The sequence below is a fragment of the Corynebacterium alimapuense genome (genome assembly GCF_003716585.1).
In the GTDB taxonomy this organism is placed as follows: domain Bacteria; phylum Actinomycetota; class Actinomycetes; order Mycobacteriales; family Mycobacteriaceae; genus Corynebacterium; species Corynebacterium alimapuense.
Window position 1 is genome coordinate 229,310 of sequence record NZ_PTJO01000001.1, and the last position, 21,769, is coordinate 251,078.

The 21,769-nt window shown below is 56.2% G+C and carries 15 protein-coding genes; 2 read left to right on the top strand and 13 right to left on the bottom strand.

Translation table 11 applies throughout. From position 1 onward, the window contains the following. Positions 1-21 precede the first annotated feature (21 nt). The 12 genes from C5L39_RS01035 to glf form a co-directional block, all read right to left on the bottom strand. Positions 22-1,872: a FadD32-like long-chain-fatty-acid--AMP ligase gene (locus C5L39_RS01035; protein ID WP_123047033.1), complete on the bottom strand. Its 1,851-nt coding sequence runs from the start codon at positions 1,870-1,872 to the stop codon at positions 22-24. Between the two features lie 124 nt (positions 1,873-1,996). Further along, positions 1,997-2,908, bottom strand: a complete 912-nt coding sequence (locus tag C5L39_RS01040) for a cutinase family protein (protein WP_123047034.1) — start codon at positions 2,906-2,908, stop codon at positions 1,997-1,999. Positions 2,909-2,912: 4 nt separating this feature from the next. After that, complete coding sequence (locus tag C5L39_RS01045) at positions 2,913-3,419, bottom strand: DUF732 domain-containing protein (protein WP_123047035.1); 507 nt, start codon at positions 3,417-3,419, stop codon at positions 2,913-2,915. Between the two features lie 7 nt (positions 3,420-3,426). Further along, on the bottom strand, positions 3,427-5,358 hold the full coding sequence (locus C5L39_RS01050; RefSeq protein WP_123047036.1) for an alpha/beta hydrolase-fold protein: 1,932 nt from the start codon (positions 5,356-5,358) through the stop codon (positions 3,427-3,429). A 399-nt stretch (positions 5,359-5,757) separates the two neighbouring features. Next, the gene (locus C5L39_RS01055; protein ID WP_123047037.1) at positions 5,758-6,786 is read right to left on the bottom strand and encodes an alpha/beta hydrolase; all 1,029 of its coding nucleotides are present in this window, start codon (positions 6,784-6,786) and stop codon (positions 5,758-5,760) included. Positions 6,787-6,947: 161 nt separating this feature from the next. Next, positions 6,948-8,939: an arabinofuranosyltransferase AftB family protein gene (locus C5L39_RS01060; RefSeq protein ID WP_197714692.1), complete on the bottom strand. Its 1,992-nt coding sequence runs from the start codon at positions 8,937-8,939 to the stop codon at positions 6,948-6,950. A 58-nt stretch (positions 8,940-8,997) separates the two neighbouring features. Continuing rightward, positions 8,998-9,978 carry a decaprenyl-phosphate phosphoribosyltransferase gene (locus tag C5L39_RS01065; protein WP_123047038.1) on the bottom strand — a complete coding sequence of 327 codons (981 nt, stop codon included), beginning with the start codon at positions 9,976-9,978 and terminating at the stop codon, positions 8,998-9,000. Then, the gene (locus C5L39_RS01070; protein WP_197714698.1) at positions 9,975-10,481 is read right to left on the bottom strand and encodes a phosphatase PAP2 family protein; all 507 of its coding nucleotides are present in this window, start codon (positions 10,479-10,481) and stop codon (positions 9,975-9,977) included. The genes C5L39_RS01065 and C5L39_RS01070 overlap by 4 nt, the downstream gene beginning before the upstream one ends. A gap of 17 nt (positions 10,482-10,498) precedes the next feature. Next, on the bottom strand, positions 10,499-12,505 hold the full coding sequence (locus C5L39_RS01075; protein WP_123047039.1) for a glycosyltransferase: 2,007 nt from the start codon (positions 12,503-12,505) through the stop codon (positions 10,499-10,501). Between the two features lie 338 nt (positions 12,506-12,843). Beyond that, entirely contained in the window at positions 12,844-13,476 is a 633-nt protein-coding gene (locus tag C5L39_RS01080) for a three-helix bundle dimerization domain-containing protein (protein ID WP_123047040.1), read from the bottom strand. A gap of 319 nt (positions 13,477-13,795) precedes the next feature. Further along, a complete protein-coding gene (locus tag C5L39_RS01085; protein WP_123047041.1) occupies positions 13,796-14,428 on the bottom strand; it encodes an arsenate-mycothiol transferase ArsC in 633 nt (210 codons plus the stop codon). 126 nt (positions 14,429-14,554) lie between these two features. Then, on the bottom strand, positions 14,555-15,733 hold the full coding sequence (gene glf, locus C5L39_RS01090; protein WP_123047113.1) for a UDP-galactopyranose mutase: 1,179 nt from the start codon (positions 15,731-15,733) through the stop codon (positions 14,555-14,557). Positions 15,734-15,926: 193 nt separating this feature from the next. On the opposite strand from glf, the gene C5L39_RS01095 reads away from it, so the two are divergent. Further along, entirely contained in the window at positions 15,927-18,104 is a 2,178-nt protein-coding gene (locus C5L39_RS01095; RefSeq protein ID WP_165857940.1) for an N-acetylmuramoyl-L-alanine amidase, read from the top strand. Here the strand turns inward: C5L39_RS01095 and glpK are convergent. Continuing rightward, positions 18,097-19,605: a glycerol kinase GlpK gene (glpK, locus tag C5L39_RS01100; protein WP_123047114.1), complete on the bottom strand. Its 1,509-nt coding sequence runs from the start codon at positions 19,603-19,605 to the stop codon at positions 18,097-18,099. The genes C5L39_RS01095 and glpK overlap by 8 nt on opposite strands. Positions 19,606-20,313: 708 nt before the next feature. Between glpK and C5L39_RS01105 the strand changes: the two genes are divergently transcribed. Further along, a complete protein-coding gene (locus tag C5L39_RS01105) occupies positions 20,314-21,753 on the top strand; it encodes an MFS transporter (protein ID WP_123047043.1) in 1,440 nt (479 codons plus the stop codon). Positions 21,754-21,769: the final 16 nt, after the last annotated feature.

Genomic DNA, 21,769 nt, shown 5'->3' on the forward strand with positions numbered 1-21,769 from the left:
CGGTATTCGATCGAAAACCTACTAAGAAGAAAGGTAGGTCTTCCGCACAACGCGACGTGCGATTTTACCGGAAGATGAGCGGTTGATCTCATTCGGTCCCATGAACTTGATATCGGCTGGAGTTAGTCCATGGTGGGAAGAAACGGCTGCTCGAATCGCTTCCACGGCAGCTAAGTCACCAGCGGGATCAGCGTCATCGGCACGCTCAATGATCAAGACAAGCTGCTCCGAGTCATCGCCTTCAATCGAGAATGCCGCAAGGGAATCTGGACGCACATGCTCGGTGGTCTTCATCACAGTGTGCTCGATGTCCTGCGGGTAGTGATTGCGCCCAGCGATAACAATAAGGTCCTTGAGTCTTCCGGTGATGTAAATTTCACCATTGACGATGGCCCCGAGATCTCCGGTGGCCAACCAACGCTCGTCATCGGCGCCCTCAGCGCGAGAGCCCTCTGCAAGTCGCTCACCCAGAACGTTGGCAAAGGTAGCGGCGGACTCTTCTTCCCGGCCAAGGTAGCCAGCAGCCATGTTATCGCCCTTGGCCCACAGCTCTCCGATGCTGCCATCGGGCAGCTCAGCGCGAGTCTCTGGGTCGACGATGGTCAGCGATTGCGGGCGAACGACCTGCCCATTGGAGATAAATGACACGGCAGCCGCAGAATCGGATTCAACGAAGTCCATCTCACCTGCTGCCAACTTATCGCGATCAAAGTAGGAAATAACCGGGCGCTCAGGGGACTGCGGAGTAGCTACCAACAGGGAGGCTTCTGCCAGACCATAGGAAGGACGAAGCACAGATCGATTGAGCCCATAGTCACTGAATGCGTCAAGGAAACTCGTCAGAGCCTTCTCTGTGACCGGCTCAGAACCGATGATGATGCCGTCAAGTGCAGAGAGGTCGAGTGATTCTCCGGCTTTAGGCTTTCCGTAGCGCGCAGCCAGTTCGAGAGCGAAGTTGGGGACGACGGCATAAACCGAGACGCCCTCATCGCTGTCTCGACGATTGAGCTGATCGATCCAACGCTTGGGCTGCTGGATAAAGTCACGCGGAGCCATAATCTCATTGGGCAGGCCCATGATGGTGACGAACAGGGCGAGAATAATACCCATGTCGTGGTGCAGCGGGAGCCAAGAAACCAAGCGCAATGGGGTGCGCAGACGTGCACCGACGAAAATCTGCAGCACATTGGTCAAAATGGAACGGTTGGTCAGCTGCACTCCAGCCGGGCTGCGGGTAGAACCTGAGGTGTACTGCAAAAACGCTGGCTGATCGACTGGCATCGTCGTCATAGACGCCATGATCTGCTGGCCCTGCAGAGTCATCATGGGATTAACAAAGGAAGCAGCAAGCGTGTCCGGCAGTGAATCCACGGCCAAGATCCGGGGCCGCTCACGAGAGGGAACCTCAGAAAAGTGCGTACGCACAGCCGCCGCAGAGCTGGAGTTGGTCAGCACGAAGCTGGGCTGGCAGTCCGCAAACACAGCCTCCAAATGATCGGCGTGACCAGGCTCAGAGGGATCATAGAGCGGCACCGGGGTCATCCCGGCGTAGAGAGCGCCCGCGAAGCCAAAAATGTACTCCGGAGAGTTATTAGCCATGACAGCGACTCGATCGCCGATCTTGCCAACCTGCTGCAGCCGAGCCGCGACGGACTTGATCCGAGTATTGATCTCGGTGCGAGTGAAGTCCACAGGGGTACCTTCTCGGGATTCGGAGAAATCCCAGTACCGCAGGCAATGACGATCTCCGCCACCGAGCTGCAGGTCCCCTTGGTACATCAATTCTGCAAGTCCGGCCAGCGTCAGCTGCGGAGCAAGAACGATTTCGCCCTTGTCATTGAAGAATTGGCTCATCGCCGCTTTCAGGTCCATGCTTCTCCTTATATATTGCATCCACTTGTGGGGAAAACAGTTTTATATGCCAACCTAACAGAGCTGACCTGTCACCTGTTAGTCCCTCGCTGTAATACTTTCGTTACTTGTAAGGCGCTTTGAGCTAGTTATCAATCAGATCGATTGCCCAGTCGACCAGCCACGCGTTGGTGGTAGTCCCGGGTATTACGTTCGGATTTGAGGCATACATCGCATGGACCCCATTAGCCGCTACCAGAGCTAACGCACGATCAAGTGCAGTGCCGACTCCCAGCGGGGCATCGCAGATACTGTCATCCGGCGCACAAATATCGAAGGTTCGATCGTTGATAGTTCCGAACCCTCCCTCGCGAGGCCCTCGCATGGTGGCGCCGGGAACAACCGGCTGTACGAGCAGGTTCAGAGCTTCCAGGGACACCTCTGCGCCGACCCCAGAAACCGGGTTACCCGGCACCTGACCAACACCAGGCTCTCGGCGGCCATCAGCTACTACCGCTACTCCCCTAATCCGTTCAGACGGAACCGGGCCATTGCCCTGCCCAATCGCATTTGCAATATCTCCGACGATCACTGCTCCCTGCGAAAAGCCAGCGAGGACATAATCGGTGGCAGGACATTGCTCATGCATAGTAATCAGCTCGGTCTCTAGTGTCAGCCGTCCCTCCTGCCGGGATTCGTCGTAGGTCATCTCATCGGGGGAATTGATGTTCCGAAACTCTGCTGTATACGGCAGGGTCCAAACTTTGACGTCGTCTGCTGAATATCGCTCCTGCAGCGGCTGAGTAACCGAGAGCATAAAGCTATAGGGGTTAGCCGTGGGATAGATCGGGTCATCACCTTTGGCTGATTCCCAGGTACCTGGGGCAGAGACTACCTCCACTGCTGGGCACCATTCTGGCTGCTCCACAGCCTCGCCCGGAGCACCTGCTTCCGGCGAGGTCAGATCTTCCTCGGAACTGCGGATCCATTGCATTGCGCCGACACCGAGAACCACGATCAGGATCACTACGGCCAGAATGGTGAGTGCTTTTTTCATCGCTCTAGCAATACGCCTTCCGGGCTGCGTCCTCAATAAGCGTGGCTACTTCTTCAGCTGAAAGATCTGTTCTGCCCTGCTCAATGAGTTGCCCTGCCACCGCCGGAACCGTAGCCAGATCAATGCCAGTACCCTCTGGAGAGCAAATCGTGATCGCGGTTCCGATCATCTGATCTTCCACTCCAACGATATCGACACCGTTGTCGCTAAGTTCGCCGAGAAAAACTTGGTCTTCTGCAGAACGAGAGGCATCTAGCTCAGGCACTTCATCAACTTCGCGGGCCCCTTGATCTTGGGGCTGCGGGGTAGCTGGATCTTGTGCAATGGGGCTTTGCGCTTCCGAGCTCTCCGCGGCCGTCGTCGCTTCAGACGAGCTGGGACCGCGTTCTAGCGGTGCCACAGTAGGCGCGGTGGTGGAATCGTCCTCGACGGTCGCCTCTCCGCAAGCGGTGAGTGCGAGCGCACTCACACAGGTGGCGGCGATCAGTCCAGTTTTAGCCCAAGTGCGCATGTTCAATTCAGCTCTTTTCAATAGATCCATTTATCTCGCTGAGGGTACCGTTTTCAAACTCTACGACCTCGCCACCAGCAGGAATGCTGGTTTGATCGGCAGTCGGAAAGCCGAGTTCGCCCTGCTCCCAATCGGCTTCACCCCAAGCGTCAAAGATGGCGCCATACTTAATAAAGTGAGCACCGGTGGAAGGTGACCAGTAGATATTGCCGTTTTCGAACCGTTGGAAAGCACCACCGGAGATCAAGTATTCATTCGAGGTTGGGAAACCCAGCTCAGAATTCACGGTACCCATCTCGCCGTACTTTTGACCGATGAGACCACGAACCCAGTGGACACCGTCTTCGGGGGTACGGATGACATAGCCGCCCTGGAACTGCTGCACCAAACCACCATTTACGGAAGCAGCTCCTGCAGTCGGGTAACCAAGGTCGCCCGTCTCAAAACCTGCGGTACCCCATGAGTCAATCATGTCGTTCGGGATCTCCCAGGCGCCGGTGCTCGGGCTCCAGTAGATGGAGCCATTCTCAAACTTGACGTAGCGGCCGACCCCATCCGGTGCAATAAGCTCTCCAGAGGTCGGGAAACCAAGCCAGCCAGCTGGGCCTTCCAAGGCGTTGTAGCGAGCGTTGATAGCGCCGAATAGCGTATGCGCGCCGGTATCCGGGGACCAGTAGGCAGTGCCGTTCCGGAAGTCTTGGCGCATGCCATCATCGCCCACTGGGTACTCATTGTTGACGCAACTGCCGATAGTGGTCTGTCCACTGACTGCGGCAGCGATGGCACCCTCTGTCGTGCAATCTGCACCGCGATCTTCAGTGGAGAGACCAAAAGCGTTGGCGATATAAGGCCAGGCCTGGGTCATCTCAAACTGCCAATAGGGCCAAGCGTGGACACCGGAAGGCCGGAAGAAGGAGATCGGCTCCACCCCTGCTGCCTTCGCGTAGCTCATGAAGGTGCTGGTGGTCATCCGGGAAAGAACCTCTAGGCCAATGCCAGCGGAGTTGGCGACATCGGTGGCCACAGACTCTGGGTCACCGAAATCATCAACGCCTGAACCTGCGGAGACATAGACCGTCATATCCTTGAGCTCGGAGATGCCACGCTTGGGATCATGATCGACCCAGTCCTGGCTACCCAGTGGGCCCCACATAGCTTCACTGTTGTAACCACCGGCGTCTGCCTGGGCGGCCTCGATAGCCAAAGGCATCCCCGTTGAGGTGGTATCTAGGTAGCCGGAGAAGGATCCAACGAACTCGAAGAAGCTCGGGTAACGCTGAGCCAAGTTCATTGCCGCGGTGCCGCCCATGGACAGGCCGAATACTGCGCGCTGTTGGTTAGAGCGGAAGCCGTTATCCAAGATCGGGATGAGCTCCTGCATAAGGAAGGTCTCCCACTTGTAGTGGGTTCCGTTGTCCGGCTCTTGCCAGTCCGAGTAGAAGGAAGCTTCGCCACCGACGGGCAGAATAACGTTGACGTTCTTGTCAGCGTAGAACTGCTCGATGTTGGTCTCGATGGTCCAACCACTCTCGTCGTCGCGCGCACGCAGTCCATCCAGTGCCCACACCTCCGGGAAGTTGCGATCGGGGCTGCTGTGCCAGTCACGGGCCAAGAGCATCTGAACCTGGACGAGCTCATCGGGCATGGCTGCTGACTTAATGAAGATTGCCAGGCGACGATCGCTGATCCATTCCACGCGCTCCACCTCGACGCCAGCGGGGAGGTTTTCCACCGTGGGGTACTCAGTGTCAATAGGGGTGCGCTCGACCGGATCCGAAGGGCGGATGCCGTCAGAAAAAGAGCTCGAACCTAGCGAGCTCTGTGCTGTAGCAACCGGTGCCATTGATAGACCAAGGGCAACAGTAGTTGGGATCGCAGCGGCGGCGAGCCAAGCACGGCGGCCTTGACGCTTCAAGGGAAGGGATGCGGTGTCGCGCATATGGAGGTTCCTGATTCTATTGTCGAGAATTTTATTGAGACAAGTGTCGTCCAGCTATCCATCGACCGAGAAATACTCGCAATCTCAGAAAAGGCCTCGATCATCGCTCCACAATGGAGTTTGTCGACGCTTCCTTCGCACTCTCATATTCCCTGCCGATGAGGCAATCCGAACGATAACGCTTTCAACCTACTAGTCCTGTCGGCGCCGGAGCGACAACCGTTACTTTTGTCAGGAGCCAGGTGCCCGCACCCGGTAGGTATACATCAAGTTTAAGTTGAACTTGAGGGTTTGGCTAGGGCCACGCCGAAAGGGGTACGAATAGCTACTTTTTCCCTCAATTAAAAACAGCCCCGGAGATAATCTCCGAGGCTGTTAAAGATCAAACTTCGAGCTTAATTACCAGGCGTTCATCACATCGAGAACACGCGGACGACTCTTCTCCAACTGAGAGCCAAACTGAGTCCAGTTATGAATACCGGTCAGCGGGTAGTCAGTAGTGACATTGAGACCCTGCGCCCGAGCCTTAAGTTCCCATATCTGAGTGGAAACACGCGCCAGAGTCTCCAGCGGCGCACCGGAGAGCTGCAGATTGATCGGGTAGTTGGAATCCTGGGGACCAGGAATGCCGGTTGCGGCAGAAATATAAACATCGCTGCCAGCCAGTCCGCCCATGTTCAGGAAGGGATCATTCGCGAAGCGCTCTGGGTTGATCGTCGAGCCGTACATGGCGTTGATATTGAATCCACCGGCATCGAGCAGTGCCACTCGCATCATGGTCTGCATGCCCGGCATGGTCTGGGCTAGGTAGCCGGAGTAAGACAAGGCCTGGCGGAACTGGTCTGGATGCTTTGCTGCCAAAGTCAATGCCGCAGTACCGCCCATGGATAGGCCAGCGATGGAGTTATTGTTCTGAGCAACACCGAAGTTCGCAGCCAAGTAGGCCGGAAGTTCCGAGCTAAGGAAGGTCTCCCACTGGTAGCTGACTGGGTTTTCCAGATCATAGGTAGCCGGGCCCTGCCAATCGGCATAGAAGGAACCAGCACCGCCGACCGGCATCACCAGAGTGATGTTGTCATTGTTATAGAGCGCCGGAGCATTGGCATCTACGGTCCAGGCATTGGCATTGTCAGTAGCACGCAGGCCATCAAGAAGGTAAAGACCTGCATTGCCACCACGATTGGCCGGCTGGACCTGGACCGTAATGTTTTCCCCAGTAGAGGGCGAATAAACATCACAGCGTTGAACCCAGTAGCGAGCAGCATCCCACTCACAGCTACCGGTGGCGTCAGCGCGCAGCCAGCCTCGATTGTTGGCGGTGGCTTCTCCGGCACCGACAAATACCATCATGGCCATCGCAGTGGCTAGGGCCGTCACAAGCGCGAGAGCTTTTCGCCCCACGCTATGGGTCGCGGTCTGAATGGTCATGGTTCCCTTCGGATTTACGAGCATGCTTTAACGGCACTAATAATGTACAGCCGCCAACCAAGTATCCGCTAGCAAACATACGTCTGTGCCAAGTTATCGTTAGCCTAGCGTATTTGGCCCCAAAACTCGCCTTTTCCGTTATCGTTTTGAGATTATGGAGATCATCTGGCCCTATCTGGGTTGATCTCCACTGGCCAAGTAATGCGTGCATCTGGCGCAACAGGACCTTGGTCCTCAATTACTTCGGCGGGATCCAGTGCAATCTCAAGCGTGCGTCCATCGGTCAATGAGAATTTAATATTGGCGATAAACCTGCCCAGACTCATGGGCTCACGATAGGTAGCAAATAACTCCACCAATGCCGGAGTTTGTAATGCCGACCGTGCCTGAGCCGTTTCCTCGGCGTCATACCAAGGAGGTAGCGCCCCAAGATCGATGGCAGTATCCGCAGCCTGCCAAGAATAGGGCAACGATTTATCATGCCCGACTCTAGCGTCAGGGTCACGTGGCTGACGAGCAGCAAGCGGGGTGGTCAATCCGACAGTGTCCAACACCCGTACCTCCAGTGGTGCATTCATACTGGTCATCCCCAGATTCAGATGATAAGCCGTGGTGGGAAACGTATCTATCCCGGATAATTCTTCAGTTTGAATGCGAGGGCTGGTAATCCACGACAATTCCATCGGGTCTCGAGCAACCACAAACTGCGACACCAACGCGGCATCCTCATCCACTGCTTGATCGAGCACCTCCACGTAGTCATTCATCACTCGAGTGGTAGCAAAATCTTCGGTCACCAAAGGTGGGTTACCTTGCTCGCGGAAGGTGGCATAGGTCCAGAAATCACGCTCGTCGACAATCCCCAGGTCCTGTTCATAGACGGTCTCCCAGTCTTGTGGGTGGCCTTGGATTGCTGTGGAGGTTGCCCACCAGGAGATTAACACCGCTCCGATCAATAGCAGTGAGTCATGAGCTTTGGAGGTTCGGAGCAGGTCAATAACTGGCAGAACGGCGACGGGCAGCAGCATACTAAACAGTGGAAGTAGCAGCATTCGGCCATGCATAAAATCCCCGCCAACTCGCAAGACGTAGATCAGATGCAGAAAGCCAGCCACCAAGACAAGCACAATCACGCTTCTGGGAGTACGCAGCCGCTGCTTCCAATCAGCATTGGTTCGAGGTAGGTCACTGGCAATAGCCGAATCAGCAGGAGCTGCGATAAAACTCCGATATGCCACAACCGCCATCGCCAGGACGAGGATCAGTGCCATCCACAACCAATAGGGTCCGACAAAATCCATGAGATAGCCCCACCCGTCGGCCCAGGCTGCCTCTCCCGCAGATTTAGCTACGGCAGTGTGAGGGGTAATTAGGCCGTAATAGCCCATCCGGAATAGTTGATAAGCCGCAGGCAGTGGAAGCGCAACGGCTAGGATCAGCCACCGCTCCCGCCACGACGCCGCTGCTACCAGGATCAATAGCCCAGCCAACCCACCGTAGAGTGCCAATTCCGGACGGACTAACCAGGACACACCGCACCACACCGCGAGGCTAAGGGCAGCTGAATCTACCACGCTGCTGGAATGATGTTTCCCAACCGAGGGCTGCCCTTTGCTCCACCGAACTAGCAGCCACCACAGCACCGCGATCCACAACAAACTCAAGCCCCATTCGAGGCCAGAAGTGGCAAAGTCACGGGCCGGTGGCAGTGCTAGATAGACCAGCCCGCCGACTGGCATCAGCACCAGCGCATGTCGGCGACGAAATAGCAGGGAGGTCGACCACGCAGCTATCGCCAAAGCAACAGTGGTGAAAATGAGCGCAAGCCACATCGCGATCATTTCTAGGCGGGCATTGGTCAATAGCGCCACCAGATAGATGAGGTACTGCCACAGCGTGGAAGTATTCGCCTCCACGCGCTCGCCGGCGTTGAACACCGGCCCGTTGCCAGCCAAAAGATTCCGAACGGTCCGCAAGACGATGAGTCCGTCATCGCTCATCCAGCGGTTGTGCCAACCGCCAAGGAAAGCTAAAACCGCGAGTGTCAGAGAACTGAGCACCGCGGTCAGAGTAGTGATTGATCCCCGGGGTTCAGCTGAGTGCGGGGCGGTATTCCGCGCCCGCCGACTGCCATCCGGAACGACTGTGGTCATGTTGCCAAATGCTAGCAGGGGAAATACTCAGTCCCTGAGGTCTACCGCTGTGTCGGGGTTAGAGCGCTGGCACCAGGTAAACCGCCATCACAATGCAGACGATCCACAAGATCGCCAGAGACTGCAAAACTCGGTCAGACAAGGCCATTTCATCAGGAGCACCGCCGTCACCCCGATCGACATCCGCCGCATAGCGCAAGATGGCGATGGTGAACGGAACCATGGAAATCTGGTACCAAACTCCGGCCATTCCTTCGACCGCGCTGGAGAGCTCGAATCCCCACAAGGCATAGCTCATGACCACAGCGGTGGCCGCCAGAGTCCAGACAAAGCGCAGGTAGGGGGCAGTGTATCCCTGTAGCGAACGACGAATCTTCTTGCCGGTACGCTCAGCCAACAGCAGTTCGGAATAGCGTTTTCCGGAAGCCATAAACAAGGAGCCGAAAGCTGCCACGAGCAGGAACCACTGCGAGAGATCAATGCCTGCGGCCACGCCACCAGCCATAGCTCGCAACATAAAGCCGGAGGACACTAACGCGATATCGATCACTGGCAGGTGCTTCCAGCCAAAGCAATAGCCCAGCTGCAATGCGATATAGACGGACACCACCGCAGCCAGACCCCAGCCAGAAGAAGCCAGGAAAGACAGACCAATAGCTGCAATGATCAGCACCACTGCCATTGCATAAGCCAGGTTGATCGGCAAAACGCCAGAAGCAATCGGACGGAAACGCTTAGTGGGATGTTCGCGGTCAGCATCAACGTCCCGAGCATCATTGACTAAGTAGATCGAAGAAGCCGCAAGGCAGAATACGACGAAGGCTAGAGCGACGTCGATAATGGTGCGCCCGTTGATCAACGCATCGGTGCCGGCTGCTGCTGGCGCCGCGATAACGAGGACGTTTTTAACCCACTGCTTCGGCCTTAGGGCCTTGATCATGGCATCGGGAAGGTTCTTTGGAGGCTGCCGCTTCCGGGTGTTATCGATGCCTTCGGTATGCGGCTCAGAATAGAAGATCCCCGGCTTGTCCTCGTTCACGCGAGTTTCCTCTCAATGGTGGTGATGACACGGCTAGTGGTCACGCCCAATAGGGCGCCCGCTAGGGTGTCGGACGGATAATGCACTCCCAGGACCATACGCGAACCCATCATGACCGGAATCCCGGCCAAGGGCAGAGCGGAACCGCTCAGACGTGCCAGGGAGGCTAAAGCCGCAGAGGTAGAGGTTGCGTGCGAAGAAGGGAAAGAGAGCTTCGACGGAGTATCCACGCCAATGCGAATACGCGGGTCGTGAGGCCGAGCACGACGAATCACACGCTTGATTACAACAGATGCGGCATGAGCGCTAAATGCCGAAACGCCTAGCGCTACCCATTGGCGACGACGCGGGCGATCCAGCCCAGCGCCAAGCGCGGCCAGACCAAGCCAGCCAAGAGAGTGCTCGCCGAAGTGGGAAAGAGAGCGGGCTGTCTTGACGACGCCGGGCTGATCCATCAACGCATCCTGCACGCCGATCAGCAGCTCGACTTCATGGCGGCTCAAGTTATTGACAGTTTCGCTCACTTGAAGATCTCCCCCCAAGATTCACGGCTAGTCAACGTGGGCAGTGCTGCGCGGTATTGATCACGGAGATCGTCGAAACGCTCAGCCACTTCTTTTTGAAGTGCCCAGGTCTGTTTGGCTAGATCTTTAGCCAAGTCACGGTCGCGCTTGCGGTAGGCCACTCCGTTGTTTCCGGCGGTAGTCACCGTGACACCGTCCAGGCGCGAGAGACTAAACCAGCGGGCCTCCTCTGGAGAGAGGTTGGCCTGCGGAACCTCGTGGTGGCGAGGATCTTCTTTACTCAAAGAGTGCTTCAACCCCTTGAGCAACCAGCGTGCTTTTTTCACCTTGGCCAGTCGCCCACCGATGTCACGAATCGGCACGCCCGGAGCACCAGAGGCAACCGGTAGATCCGCAGCCGTGGGAATGACCACCGCATCGGAGTAGTTCTTGCGGATCTGCGCAATCCGAGGCAAAGAAGACTCAAGAATATCGAAAAGCTGATCAGGTCCTGCGAGGAAATCCTTCATCGATTCAAGCTGAATAGCCAGCGTCGAATACTCCATGCACATTAAGTGCTTAAAGGTGGATTTACGCATGGAGGCGATCAGACCATCGACAGGACCATCGTGGTTGAGCGCCGCGACGATCAGTCGGTTGCGTAGGTGGAAATAGGCCTGCCAATCAGTGGCATCATCTTTGTCAGTCCAGGCCATGTGCCAGATAGCTACGCCTGGCCAAGTCACGGTCGGGAATCCTGAGTTTCCAGCCCGCAAGGAGTACTCGGTGTCATCCCACTTAATAAATAGTGGCAAAGGCTGACCGTTAGCTTCTGCGACCACACGGGGGAACATACACATCCACCAGCCGTTGTAGTCGACATCAATTCGACGATGCAGATCAGCAGACTGATTACTCTCTTGCTTTGCTCCTCTACCGCTGTGCCCCGTCGAATCTCCGGAGCCATTGAGCGGATAGTGCGCGAAATCGTGATCGCTCACGGAGTGCGGCGCTGGGCTCCACATAAAGTCTGAGCTGCTGACGATTTCACCCATGGTGCGCAGCTGACTGCGTTCCTGCAGGTTAAGCATCTGGCCACCAATAATGACCGGTTTGGCTGCGTAGCGGCCGACCTGGATAGCACGGAGAATCGACTCCGGCTCGATGGCAATGTCATCATCCATATAGAGGATAAATGGCGACTCCGCAGCACCAGCCGGTCCATCACCTAGCGCCTCATACATGATGCGCGAATAGCCACCCGATCCACCGAGGTTGCCCTGGCGAAACTCATGAAAACGATCGCCGAAGTGGGCGATGGCTTCGTCATAGCCGGGTTCATCCGCCGGATGAGCATTACCTTGATCCGGCATGATGACGGCGTCGATAGCGGCGTCGACAAGCGGGTCTTCGCCGAGAGCCTGCAATGCCGCAACGGCATCGGCAGGACGATTAAAGGTGGGAATGCCCACGGTGGCGCGCTTGTCGAAAGGACCAACTTGCGTGCCATCAGGCATGGTCTGTGGGCCTGGTGCACGATCTGCGTACCAACCAGCCTCAGTCAGCGTCGTTTGTGTCTCGGCAGTGACGTCAAACCACAGCCAACCGCCATCTTCAAAATGGGAAAGCGGGATGGTGAACTCCACCACATCATCGCTGACCAATTGGCCAGCTACCGATACTCGGGTGCCGTCGATTTTGGAACGGTAAACCTCCACGTTCGCGGTACCTGCCACCCGCATCCGCAACAGGACGTGATCGAGCTGCGACCAGCGGCGCCAATAGCTGGCAGGAAACGCATTGAAGTAGGTCTGAAACGAGGATTCCGCCCCCGCTGGCACTGTAACAGTGACACGGTCTGACCAGGTCAGACGATCTTTATTCTGCTCAGCCTCAAGTAGGTAAAGGGTCCGCACATCGTGCGGCTCCCCTCGCCTGGGCAGCAGTATCCGCTGCAGCATTTCCCGCACGTTGTGGTCTCCAGTGTCGTTCACGGTGATTGTCTCTGCCTTTCGACGACTCATCTCACACTCAAGGTTAGTGGGCCGAACCAGATTCTACGGACTCACTCGCATCTCGCGCGGGCGTGTCCTGAGGTTCACAGAGTCTTAATACCTTGAACAGAGTTCGCCATCATGAGTTTTCCCAGCATCAGAAGGAACACTTGTATGCCCCTGCCCCACTGCCGAATCGCCGATTAGAGCAGGTTCTAGCGTTCTATTTCCTATTAGACAGCAGTACTCCCCGGTAAGTTGATTCCTGAATTTCTCAGTTCAACTTCCGGGGAGCAGTCTGGTAGCCCGAGGGAGCTACTCGCGTTCGTGTCGAACCACTCAGAATGGGCAGGTGATGCCCCAACAAATTAGGCCGGCAACGGGGACCGAGTCTGAACGGGCACACCGAGCTCTGAAAGCAAGATCGAGACATGATCCGCAAGGTCATCCGCGGTAACCCGCGCCTGGCTCAAGTCCATACCGTCGGCGGCGGAAATATCCCACTGAACGTATCGACGGCCCGCTAGGTCCGGCGTTTCATCGATCCCAAGGTAGACCACAATGTCTGCTGCATCGAGAGTGCGTTGACGCCCAAAGTCCAATTGCGCCGAAGTATCGAGGCCACGCTCATCCATGACCCATTCAACGAGAGTGTCTTCACGGTTTTCTGGGTGCGTACCCGCCACTGTGGCAACGACTGCATTGCCACTGAGCTGTCGCGCCAGCCCTGCGGCCAAGCTAGCCCAAGCTGCATTTCCCCGACTGACGAAGAGGATTCGCTTTCGACGATCACCTACGTCGCCGTGAGTCCAGATATGATCTTCGATGCGCTCTGCAGCTTCCCTTGCCACCAGTACTGACAAGAAATTGGTGACCTTCGCAGTTGCAGTGTGCTCGTCGACGACGGTGTCGACGATGTCGTCAATGATCTGCGAGTCGCAGATGTGACCGTAGCGGTTGTAGAGATCGCTGCGAACTGTACGGAACTTGATGTCGGTCATGAGAAGCTCACTTTCATAGATTGCGGATAGGTTAACGAGGAGCCTTGTTGTTAACCTTTTGTTCACCATAACCGCATCAACAGCGCTTCCGCAAGGATTATTCCAGGAACTTTCGCAAATTATGAAGAAATGCGCACCTGAAACGATTCATATTTCGTTCACCTTTAAGACACTTGATGAACAGTCGACCCCTCCCCGGGGTCGCCACCGGCCATGACTAGCCGTCCACTACCCAAATAGCGCAAACCCCGGACCGCCATATTGACAGTCCGGGGCATTATCCCGCGCTAGTAGCGACGAGAGCATAAGCAGTGTCGGCCTAGGCCACCTCTGAGGCTCCCTCCTTGGGAGCTTTACCGATCTCTTCGAGTAGGACGAGAATGCGCTTTTCAACCTCGTCCGCAATCTCGCGAACCTTCTCGATCGACTGGCCGGCTGGATCCTCAATATCCCAATGGACATAGCGGACTGCCGGAATCCCTGGCACCTCATCGACCCCCATGAGTACAACAACATTAGAGCGGTGAACCGTGCGAGGAACGATTTCCTTTTGGTAAATGTGATCGGTGGAGATTCCACGCTCCTGGAGAACTTGAAGAACCTGCGAGTCAACGCCACCAGTGGGATTAAGGCCCACCGAGCGGACCATCACACGGTCTCCCACCAGGTGGTGGGTAATATTGGCGGCCAGCTGGGAACGGCCAGCATTCTTTTCACAGACGAAGAGGATTTCACGGCGGGAATCGCCATCACGGTTAATATCTACCGCCATGTCTTCCAACTCCTCAGCCGCAGTGCGCTCAACCAGCACCGGAAGGAAAGTCTTTATTTTCGCAGTTGCCTCAGCCTCTGCAATCACGCGATCAAGGACCCCATCAATAGCCTCAGCATCGAAGTACTGCTCGTAGCGACGGTGCAGATCTTCGCGGACAATGACGTAGGGATCCTTCATGATGGCCACAACTTCCTGTAGAGATTTCCGAATGTCAGTAACTCCAAATTACCTGACTGTTAACCTGCAGTTAACTTTACACTCGGCCAGAAAAGCCCACAAGTTGAAGCGAGCTATATTTTCCAGCTACAGATCAGCGCCTTCAGCCAGGTGCGGAGCCAAGCGATTATCGAACATCGTCAAGGCCGAAGCGATGGCCATATGCATGTCCAAGTATTGATAAGTGCCTAGTCGGCCACCGAACAAGACCTTGCTTTTAACCTCTTCTGCAGCAAGCTCTCGGTAGGCCAGAACTTTTTCCCGATCATCAGGAGTATTGATCGGGTAATAAGGCTCATCACCCTCCTCAGCAAAGCGCGAGTACTCCTTCATGATGACGGTCTTATCTTTCGGATACCGGTCTTCCCGCTCCGGATGGAAGTGCCGGAATTCATGGATGCGGGTGTAGGGAACCTCAGCATCGTTGTAGTTCATCACCGGGGTGCCCTGGAAGTCACCGGTTTCTAACACCTCGGTATCGAAATCAAGGGTACGCCAGCCCAATTCGCCAGCAGAGTAGTCAAAGTAGCGATCGAGCGGACCGGTATAGACAACCGGCGCATCCGGGGACTGCGCACGAATCTGCTCACGAACCTCAAACCAATCGGTATTCAACCGAACCTCGATGAGCTCATTGTCCGCCATGCGTGTGAGCCATGCTGCGTAACCGTCAACCGGGAGTCCTTCATGAGTGTCATTGAAGTAGCGATTGTTGAAGGTATAGCGCACTGGCAATCGAGCGATATTGCCCGCGGGCAGGTTCTTCGGGTCGGTCTGCCACTGCTTTGCGGTGTAGTCACGAATAAACGCCTCATAGAGGGGGCGCCCGATCAAGGAGATCGCCTTTTCCTCTAAGTTGGCAGCTTCTCCAGCGTCAATCTCTGACGACTGTTCCTGGATCAACTGTCGAGCTTGATCCGGAGAGTAGTAGCGCCCAAAGAACTGATTGATCAGCCCCAGCCCCATGGGGAACTGGTAGGCGGTACCAGCGTGCATCGCGAAAACTCGATGCTGGTAGCCGGTAAAGCTGGTGAATTGATTGACATATTCCCACACGCGTTCATTCGAAGTATGGAACAAGTGTGCGCCGTATTTATGGACCTCGATGCCGGTTTCCGGCTCGGCTTCCGAGTAGGCATTGCCACCCAGGTGGTCACGGCGGTCAACGATGAGCACTTTCTTGCCCAATTGGCTCGCGGCACGCTCGGCGACTGTCAGGCCAAACAGGCCAGAGCCGACGACGATCAGGTCATAGGTATCCGTCATGCCAGCAAGGCTAATCGACGCCCGCGAAGCCGGCATACTGCGACACCAAACCGCTCCGCACCATTTTCGGCAGCTCAGTTATCTCTCAATCAACTTTTCATCCCACCAGTATCATCAACCACAAATCTGTACTAATGTTGACTACTGATCTCACCGGCCACACGCGTATCAGTAATTTCAGGGAGTCCACATAGTGCAGCAACGACGCCGAATCGCCATGTCACGGCAGGCCAGCGTCCGCCCGACGCTGGCTGCAATCTTGTCCGTTTCTCTTGTAGTTTCCGCAGCAGTTGGCGGAAACCAGATCCTCAAGACACAACAGGCCGACCCCGGCCCCGTCAGCGTGATGAAAGAAACTGAGTCCTTCGCAACTGGCGCCAATGTCGTCATCGAAGATGCCGCTATTAGTGCTCAATCCGGGGAAGCTGGCCCGCGTACCGTCAAGGAATTCACCCGCGACGAGACCTTCTCTATGTTCGCCGTGACCTGGGATGGACAGCGCGACCTGGCTGCCTATGTCCGAGCTGAAGCCGAGGACGGTTCTTGGAGTCCCTGGTACGACGCTGAGCCGGTTGACCAACTTGCTGCAGACGGCAAAGGTGGCACCGACCTGCTCTATATCGAGCCCACCAACCGCGTTCAGGTCTCCATTACCGGCGTTGACCTCTACAGCGACGATGACACTTCCCCTGAGGTAGATATCGCCCCAGCAGAGGCCGCACCTGCAGCGCAAGCTCCGGTTGAAGCAGCTCCCGTTGCGCCCGAGGCGGCAGCGCCCGCAGCAGAGGCACCTGTTGAAGCAGAACCCGCTGCGGCTCCCGCCGCAGCCGCACCGGTTGAGGCCGCACCGGTTGAGGCCGCACCGATCGCACAGACTATTGATGGTTTGGCGCCGATGCCGTCCAACTACGGCGATATCCTTCCAGTGGCTGATGTTGCCACCTCGGACGACCTAGACGTCGTCTTCATCGATGGCAATGCTGATGAGGGTGGCATTGCCCTAGCCGCAGAGTCCACCACTTACGGCATGCCTGATGTGGTCACCCGCGCTGGCTGGGGTGCAGACGAGAGCAAGCGGTGTAGCTCACCGACCATTGACAGTGGTGGGGTCACTGCCGCTGTTGTCCACCACACTGCAGGTTCCAACAACTACAGTGCGGCAGAATCCGCTGGCATCATGCGTGGCATGTACAGCTATCACGCAGACTCGCTGAACTGGTGCGACATCGGATACAACGCGGTCGTCGATAAGTTCGGCACCATCTACGAGGGCCGCTACGGCGGTCTCGATGAGGCGGTCCAGGGCGCACATGTCGGCGGATTCAACCAAAACACCTTTGGTATCTCCATGATGGGCAACTACGACACCACTCAGCCTTCCGCAGAGCTCATCAAATCCGTCGGTGAAATGATTGGCTGGAAGGCCGCTATCTCCGACTTCGATCCAGAAGGAACCACGGGCCGCTACTCAGGTGGATTCAACGGTTCGAAGTTCTCAGCCGGCACGACCGCCAGCCTCCCGAATATTTTCGCCCACCGCGATGCGCACTATAACGCGTGCCCCGGACAGTACGGTTACGCGCAGATGGATAACATTCGGGCATACGCCTCGGAGAAGTATGATGCCATCAACGCAGGTAGCGAGGACTCCAGTCAGAGCAGCTCATCTGCCACCCCTAGCAGCTCACCCACAGCTCCCAGTAGCCCCGCTGTTGAGCCTTCCGAAGACCCCTCCCCCTCGGCATCTACGTCGACATCCACGTCCACGACTGTGCCTGATAAAGAGCCTTCCGAGAACGACTCCGTCACCTTCGAGCCCATAGAGACCGGGTCTGCGGCTAACACGATTAACAACGCCGTCAATGGCAATGATTCTGCAATCATCTCGTTGATCGGCTCCATTGCCGCCATCGCAGTGTCCGCCCTCGCCGCAAATCCCGGTGAGGCTGGAGCCCTTACCCAGCTTGGTGATGTCAGTGTGCTCGAAGGTCTGAGTATCTCTGACCTTGAGCCTGTAGTGAGTACGCTCATCTCAATCAGCGGGGACTCTGAGATTGAACAAACCTGGAACCAGATCTATACCGTGTTCGGTCCGGTTCTTGGTAGCCCTCGCAGCGGAGTCGCCACTGCAGCCGCAACCGAGTACGCACTCTTCGACGACGGCATCATCCTCGATTCCGAACAGACGGGCACGTATGCGCTGTGGGGCACCATCGCTGATGTCTGGGCTGGCCAAGGCTTCGACCTAGGTCCGCTGGGTCTACCTCTCTCTAACCAGTACTCAACAGGCGATCTGTTACGGGTGAACTTCGAAGGCGGCTATATCACCCTCGACCCGGCTACCGGCGAAGCCGATATCACCCTTAGCTAGCCCAGTCTAAGGAACGCTCAACCGCGCGATCCCAGCCCTCGACCAGCTTGTCTCGCTGTTCGGGGGTCCATGTCGGCGACCACGAGCGATCAGCTGATTGAAGCGCTCGCACTTCATCAATCCCCGACCAAAAGCCAGCGCCAATGCCGGCTGCGAAAGCTGCTCCCATAGCTGTAGTCTCAATAATCTTCGGGCGGACCACCTCTGCCCCCAGGATGTCTGCCTGTAGCTGCATCAACAGGTCATTGGCGGACATTCCCCCGTCGACCCACAGTCGGGTGAGCTCAATACCAGAATCTGCTGCCATCGCCTGGACGACTTCTCGGATCTGCAGCGCGGTGGCCTCTAGTACGGCACGTGCGATGTGGCGGCGATCGGCAAAGCGGGTCAGCCCTACTATGACCCCGCGGGCATCCGGCCGCCAGCGCGGAGCAAACAATCCTGAAAACGCAGGCACGATGTAGACCCCGCCATTGTCATCGACCTCGCCTGCGAGTCTTTCGATCGCCGCAGCATTGGGGATAATCCCTAATTGATCGCGCAGCCACTGAACCAGCGATCCGCCCACTGCGACGGATCCTTCCAGAGCATAAACCGGAGCTTGCCCCTCGAATTCATAGAGAACGGTGCTCAGCAATCCATGTCTACTGTACTTCGGCTCTGTCCCGGTATTGAGCAGTAAAAACAGCCCAGTGCCATAGGTGTTCTTCGCATCCCCGACGTCAAAGCAGCCTTGCCCAAACATTGCCGCTTGCTGGTCTCCTAGCACTCCGGTGAGCGGAATCTGCGCCAAAGTTCCCCGCTGACGTACTCGGCCAAAATTTCCTACGGAAGGACGAATAGTCGGGAGAATGCTCATCGGCACGCCTAGCGATTCACACAACTGCGGATCCCATTGCCTGGTGCGCAAATCCATCAGAAGGGTACGCGAAGCATTAGTCACATCGGTGGCATGGACGGCTGGAGAATCTCCATCGCCTAAGGCGCCACCGGTGAGGTTCCATAGCAACCAGGTATCCATGGTTCCGGCTAAGAGCTCACCGGCGGCCGCTCTTTCGCGTGCACCCTCAACATGGTCAAGAATCCAGGCAATCTTCGGACCGGCAGAGTAGGAATTGACCAGCAAGCCGGTGCGTTTGAGCCAGCGGGCTGGATCCTCCCCACTGATATCTGCAGTACGGGTGTCTTGCCAGACAATCGCGTGGTAAATCGGTAATCCAGTGGCCTTATCCCACACCACTGCGGTCTCGCGCTGATTGGTGATCCCCAAAGCGACAATGTCCTCGGGGGATGCGTCAATGTCGACTAACGCCTCTGAGACTGCATGGCGGGTATTGCCCCATATCTCCAGGGCATCATGTTCCACCCAGCCTTGTTGCGGCATGATTTGGGAATGCTCGAATTGAGCCGAGGAAACTACCCGGCCAGCGTGATCGACGAGAATGCATCGCGTCGAGGTCGTGCCTTGGTCTATGGCAGCGACATATTGATTTAGTTGGATTGCGGACACAGTTTCGAGTTTGCCATGGTTTAACCAGACGATGCCAGAGTCGAAGTACCTACTCGACCACTTCGAAGTCCCAGACTTAGCGGGCAAAGATCTGACCTAAACCACAGCCCGCTTAATCTGACAGATACCGACCTCAACGGTTATCCCTTGACACGCGGCAGCAATGCGACTGGAACTTCCCTGCCCCTTCAGCCGTCTGCCACCGCGCTAGCGGCCTGCCAGCGCTAGCCCAATAGTGAACTACTCATCTCATGGCGAGACCCCGTTGAGCTATGCGACAGGCGATCGGCGCACCGGGGCCCTACATCTGGGCAGCGCTTCTAGCACTGGGACTTTCGTCCAAATAGGTCGATTGAGCTGCACCTATCCCTATCACGATTTAGCTAGAGCGCGCTTTTCCCCAACAGGACACCAACACCACAGTTTCTAACTGTTAACCAATCGTTATTATTTTGGGCTAGTTCCGGAACGGTTCGTATCGTATCCTTATCTCATGTTGGAACAACCGAATCAATCTCTGCGAATCCCCGATCGGAGAGCAAGGAGAGATTCTGCAGCCAACAAATTCAACACGTGATCGACCACCACATCACATGTTGTTCAAGCAATAGGGCCACAACGGTATTCGATCCCCACAGCTACGAGAGATGCCAGCCAAAGTCGCGCTTTTTAAAACACCACATTCAAGGAGGACTGCAGATGAGTAACTCAACTACTTCCACTACTACTACGCAGACCACACCAAATATTACCGCGCGTTCAGTCGTTGGATTCTTAGTATTTTGCGAAATAGCCAGCGGATTCGTCCAAGGCTATTACCCCGCTTTACTTGCCGACATCGCAGCAAATTTGCAGGTCAGCGATGCTGACATTACCTGGTTTTTGACCGTGCAAACCCTCTCCGCAGCAGTCAGCGTCCCACTGCTTTCAAAATTGGGTGACATATACGGACACCGCCGAATCTTGCGCATCGCTACTCTCTGCGTGCTCATCGGCGTATTCATCACTGCGTTGCTTCCCAGCTATCCAGTGGTTCTCGCCGCCCGCATCCTTGTCGGACCGCTAGCAGTCTGGTTGCCACTTGAAATTGCGCTAGTACACAACCGGATCAGCGGACATACCGCCCGCGCGTCAATTGGCATCCTCGCAGCCAGCCTGACCGGTGGTGCGATTTTCGGAACCATTTCTTCAGGCCTCATTTCAGCATTTTCCCCATCGCTCACATTGACCCTGATGGTGCCGGTAGTGCTGGTCGTGGGCAGCGTCTTCGCCGTGTTCTTCAAAGTTCCTGAATCAACACATCTCACGAAATCCACCATCGATATCCCAGGCTTTATTGGCCTCTCCATCGCCATGGTTGCCTTGCTATTCGGGCTTCGCCTGGCCTCGAGTTCAGGATTTTCTTCGGGCTCCACGCTGGGGACTCTCGCGGTTGCCCTGCTCGTGTTCACCCTATGGGTGAAATGGGAACTCAAAACAGAATCTCCCGCAGTGGACATTCGCATGATCGTCTCAGGCCGCCTCGGCCCCATCTATCTCACTGCATTCCTGTTTGGCATGGTGCTATTCGGCACCCAGTCGCCCATCACTACCTTCCTGTCAGCAGATCCAGACCAGGTCGGCTACGGCTTCGCAGGTTCAGCCAGCACTGCATCCGCAGTAATCGCCGTAATCACCATCATGGCAACAATTGGCGCCAGCCTCTTCGCTCCGATATCTCGCAAGATCGGAATCCGCGCAGTGTTGATCACTGGTGCCGTGCTGCCCGCAGGCGCCTGGATTTTCCAAATCATCTGGCACACCGAGTTGTGGCATATCGTCTCCGCAAATGCAGTCGGCGGGATCGGCATGGGACTGCTCATGGGCGCACTACCTGCACTCCTCGCGGAGCTCGCCCCAACTGGTTCCACTGGCATCGCAGCTGGAATCTACAACTCCTTGCGCACTCTCGGAGGCGCAGCAGCTGGCGCAATTTTCGCCCTAGTGCTGGCCTCCTTCACCGCTGAAGGAGAACTGGTCTCCGACCTAGGCGGCTATCTCACCATTTGGGCGATCAGTGCTGCTGCATTCATCATCGCGATCATTGCGCTATCACGCATGCAGTTGCCTGATACCTCCCTGCAATCAACCAATCACTAATAGTAAGAATAGGACT

Bases quoted from the DNA above. Each gene is read 5' to 3' on its own strand.
- C5L39_RS01035 (WP_123047033.1), bottom strand. From the start codon at position 1,872: ATGGACCTGAAAGCGGCGATGAGCCAATTCTTCAATGACAAGGGCGAA.
- C5L39_RS01040 (WP_123047034.1), bottom strand. From the start codon at position 2,908: ATGAAAAAAGCACTCACCATTCTGGCCGTAGTGATCCTGATCGTGGTT.
- C5L39_RS01045 (WP_123047035.1), bottom strand. From the start codon at position 3,419: ATGCGCACTTGGGCTAAAACTGGACTGATCGCCGCCACCTGTGTGAGT.
- C5L39_RS01050 (WP_123047036.1), bottom strand. From the start codon at position 5,358: ATGCGCGACACCGCATCCCTTCCCTTGAAGCGTCAAGGCCGCCGTGCT.
- C5L39_RS01055 (WP_123047037.1), bottom strand. From the start codon at position 6,786: ATGACCATTCAGACCGCGACCCATAGCGTGGGGCGAAAAGCTCTCGCG.
- C5L39_RS01060 (WP_197714692.1), bottom strand. From the start codon at position 8,939: ATGACCACAGTCGTTCCGGATGGCAGTCGGCGGGCGCGGAATACCGCC.
- C5L39_RS01075 (WP_123047039.1), bottom strand. From the start codon at position 12,505: ATGAGTCGTCGAAAGGCAGAGACAATCACCGTGAACGACACTGGAGAC.
- C5L39_RS01080 (WP_123047040.1), bottom strand. From the start codon at position 13,476: ATGACCGACATCAAGTTCCGTACAGTTCGCAGCGATCTCTACAACCGC.
- C5L39_RS01085 (WP_123047041.1), bottom strand. From the start codon at position 14,428: ATGAAGGATCCCTACGTCATTGTCCGCGAAGATCTGCACCGTCGCTAC.
- glf (WP_123047113.1), bottom strand. From the start codon at position 15,733: ATGACGGATACCTATGACCTGATCGTCGTCGGCTCTGGCCTGTTTGGC.
- C5L39_RS01105 (WP_123047043.1), top strand. From the start codon at position 20,314: ATGAGTAACTCAACTACTTCCACTACTACTACGCAGACCACACCAAAT.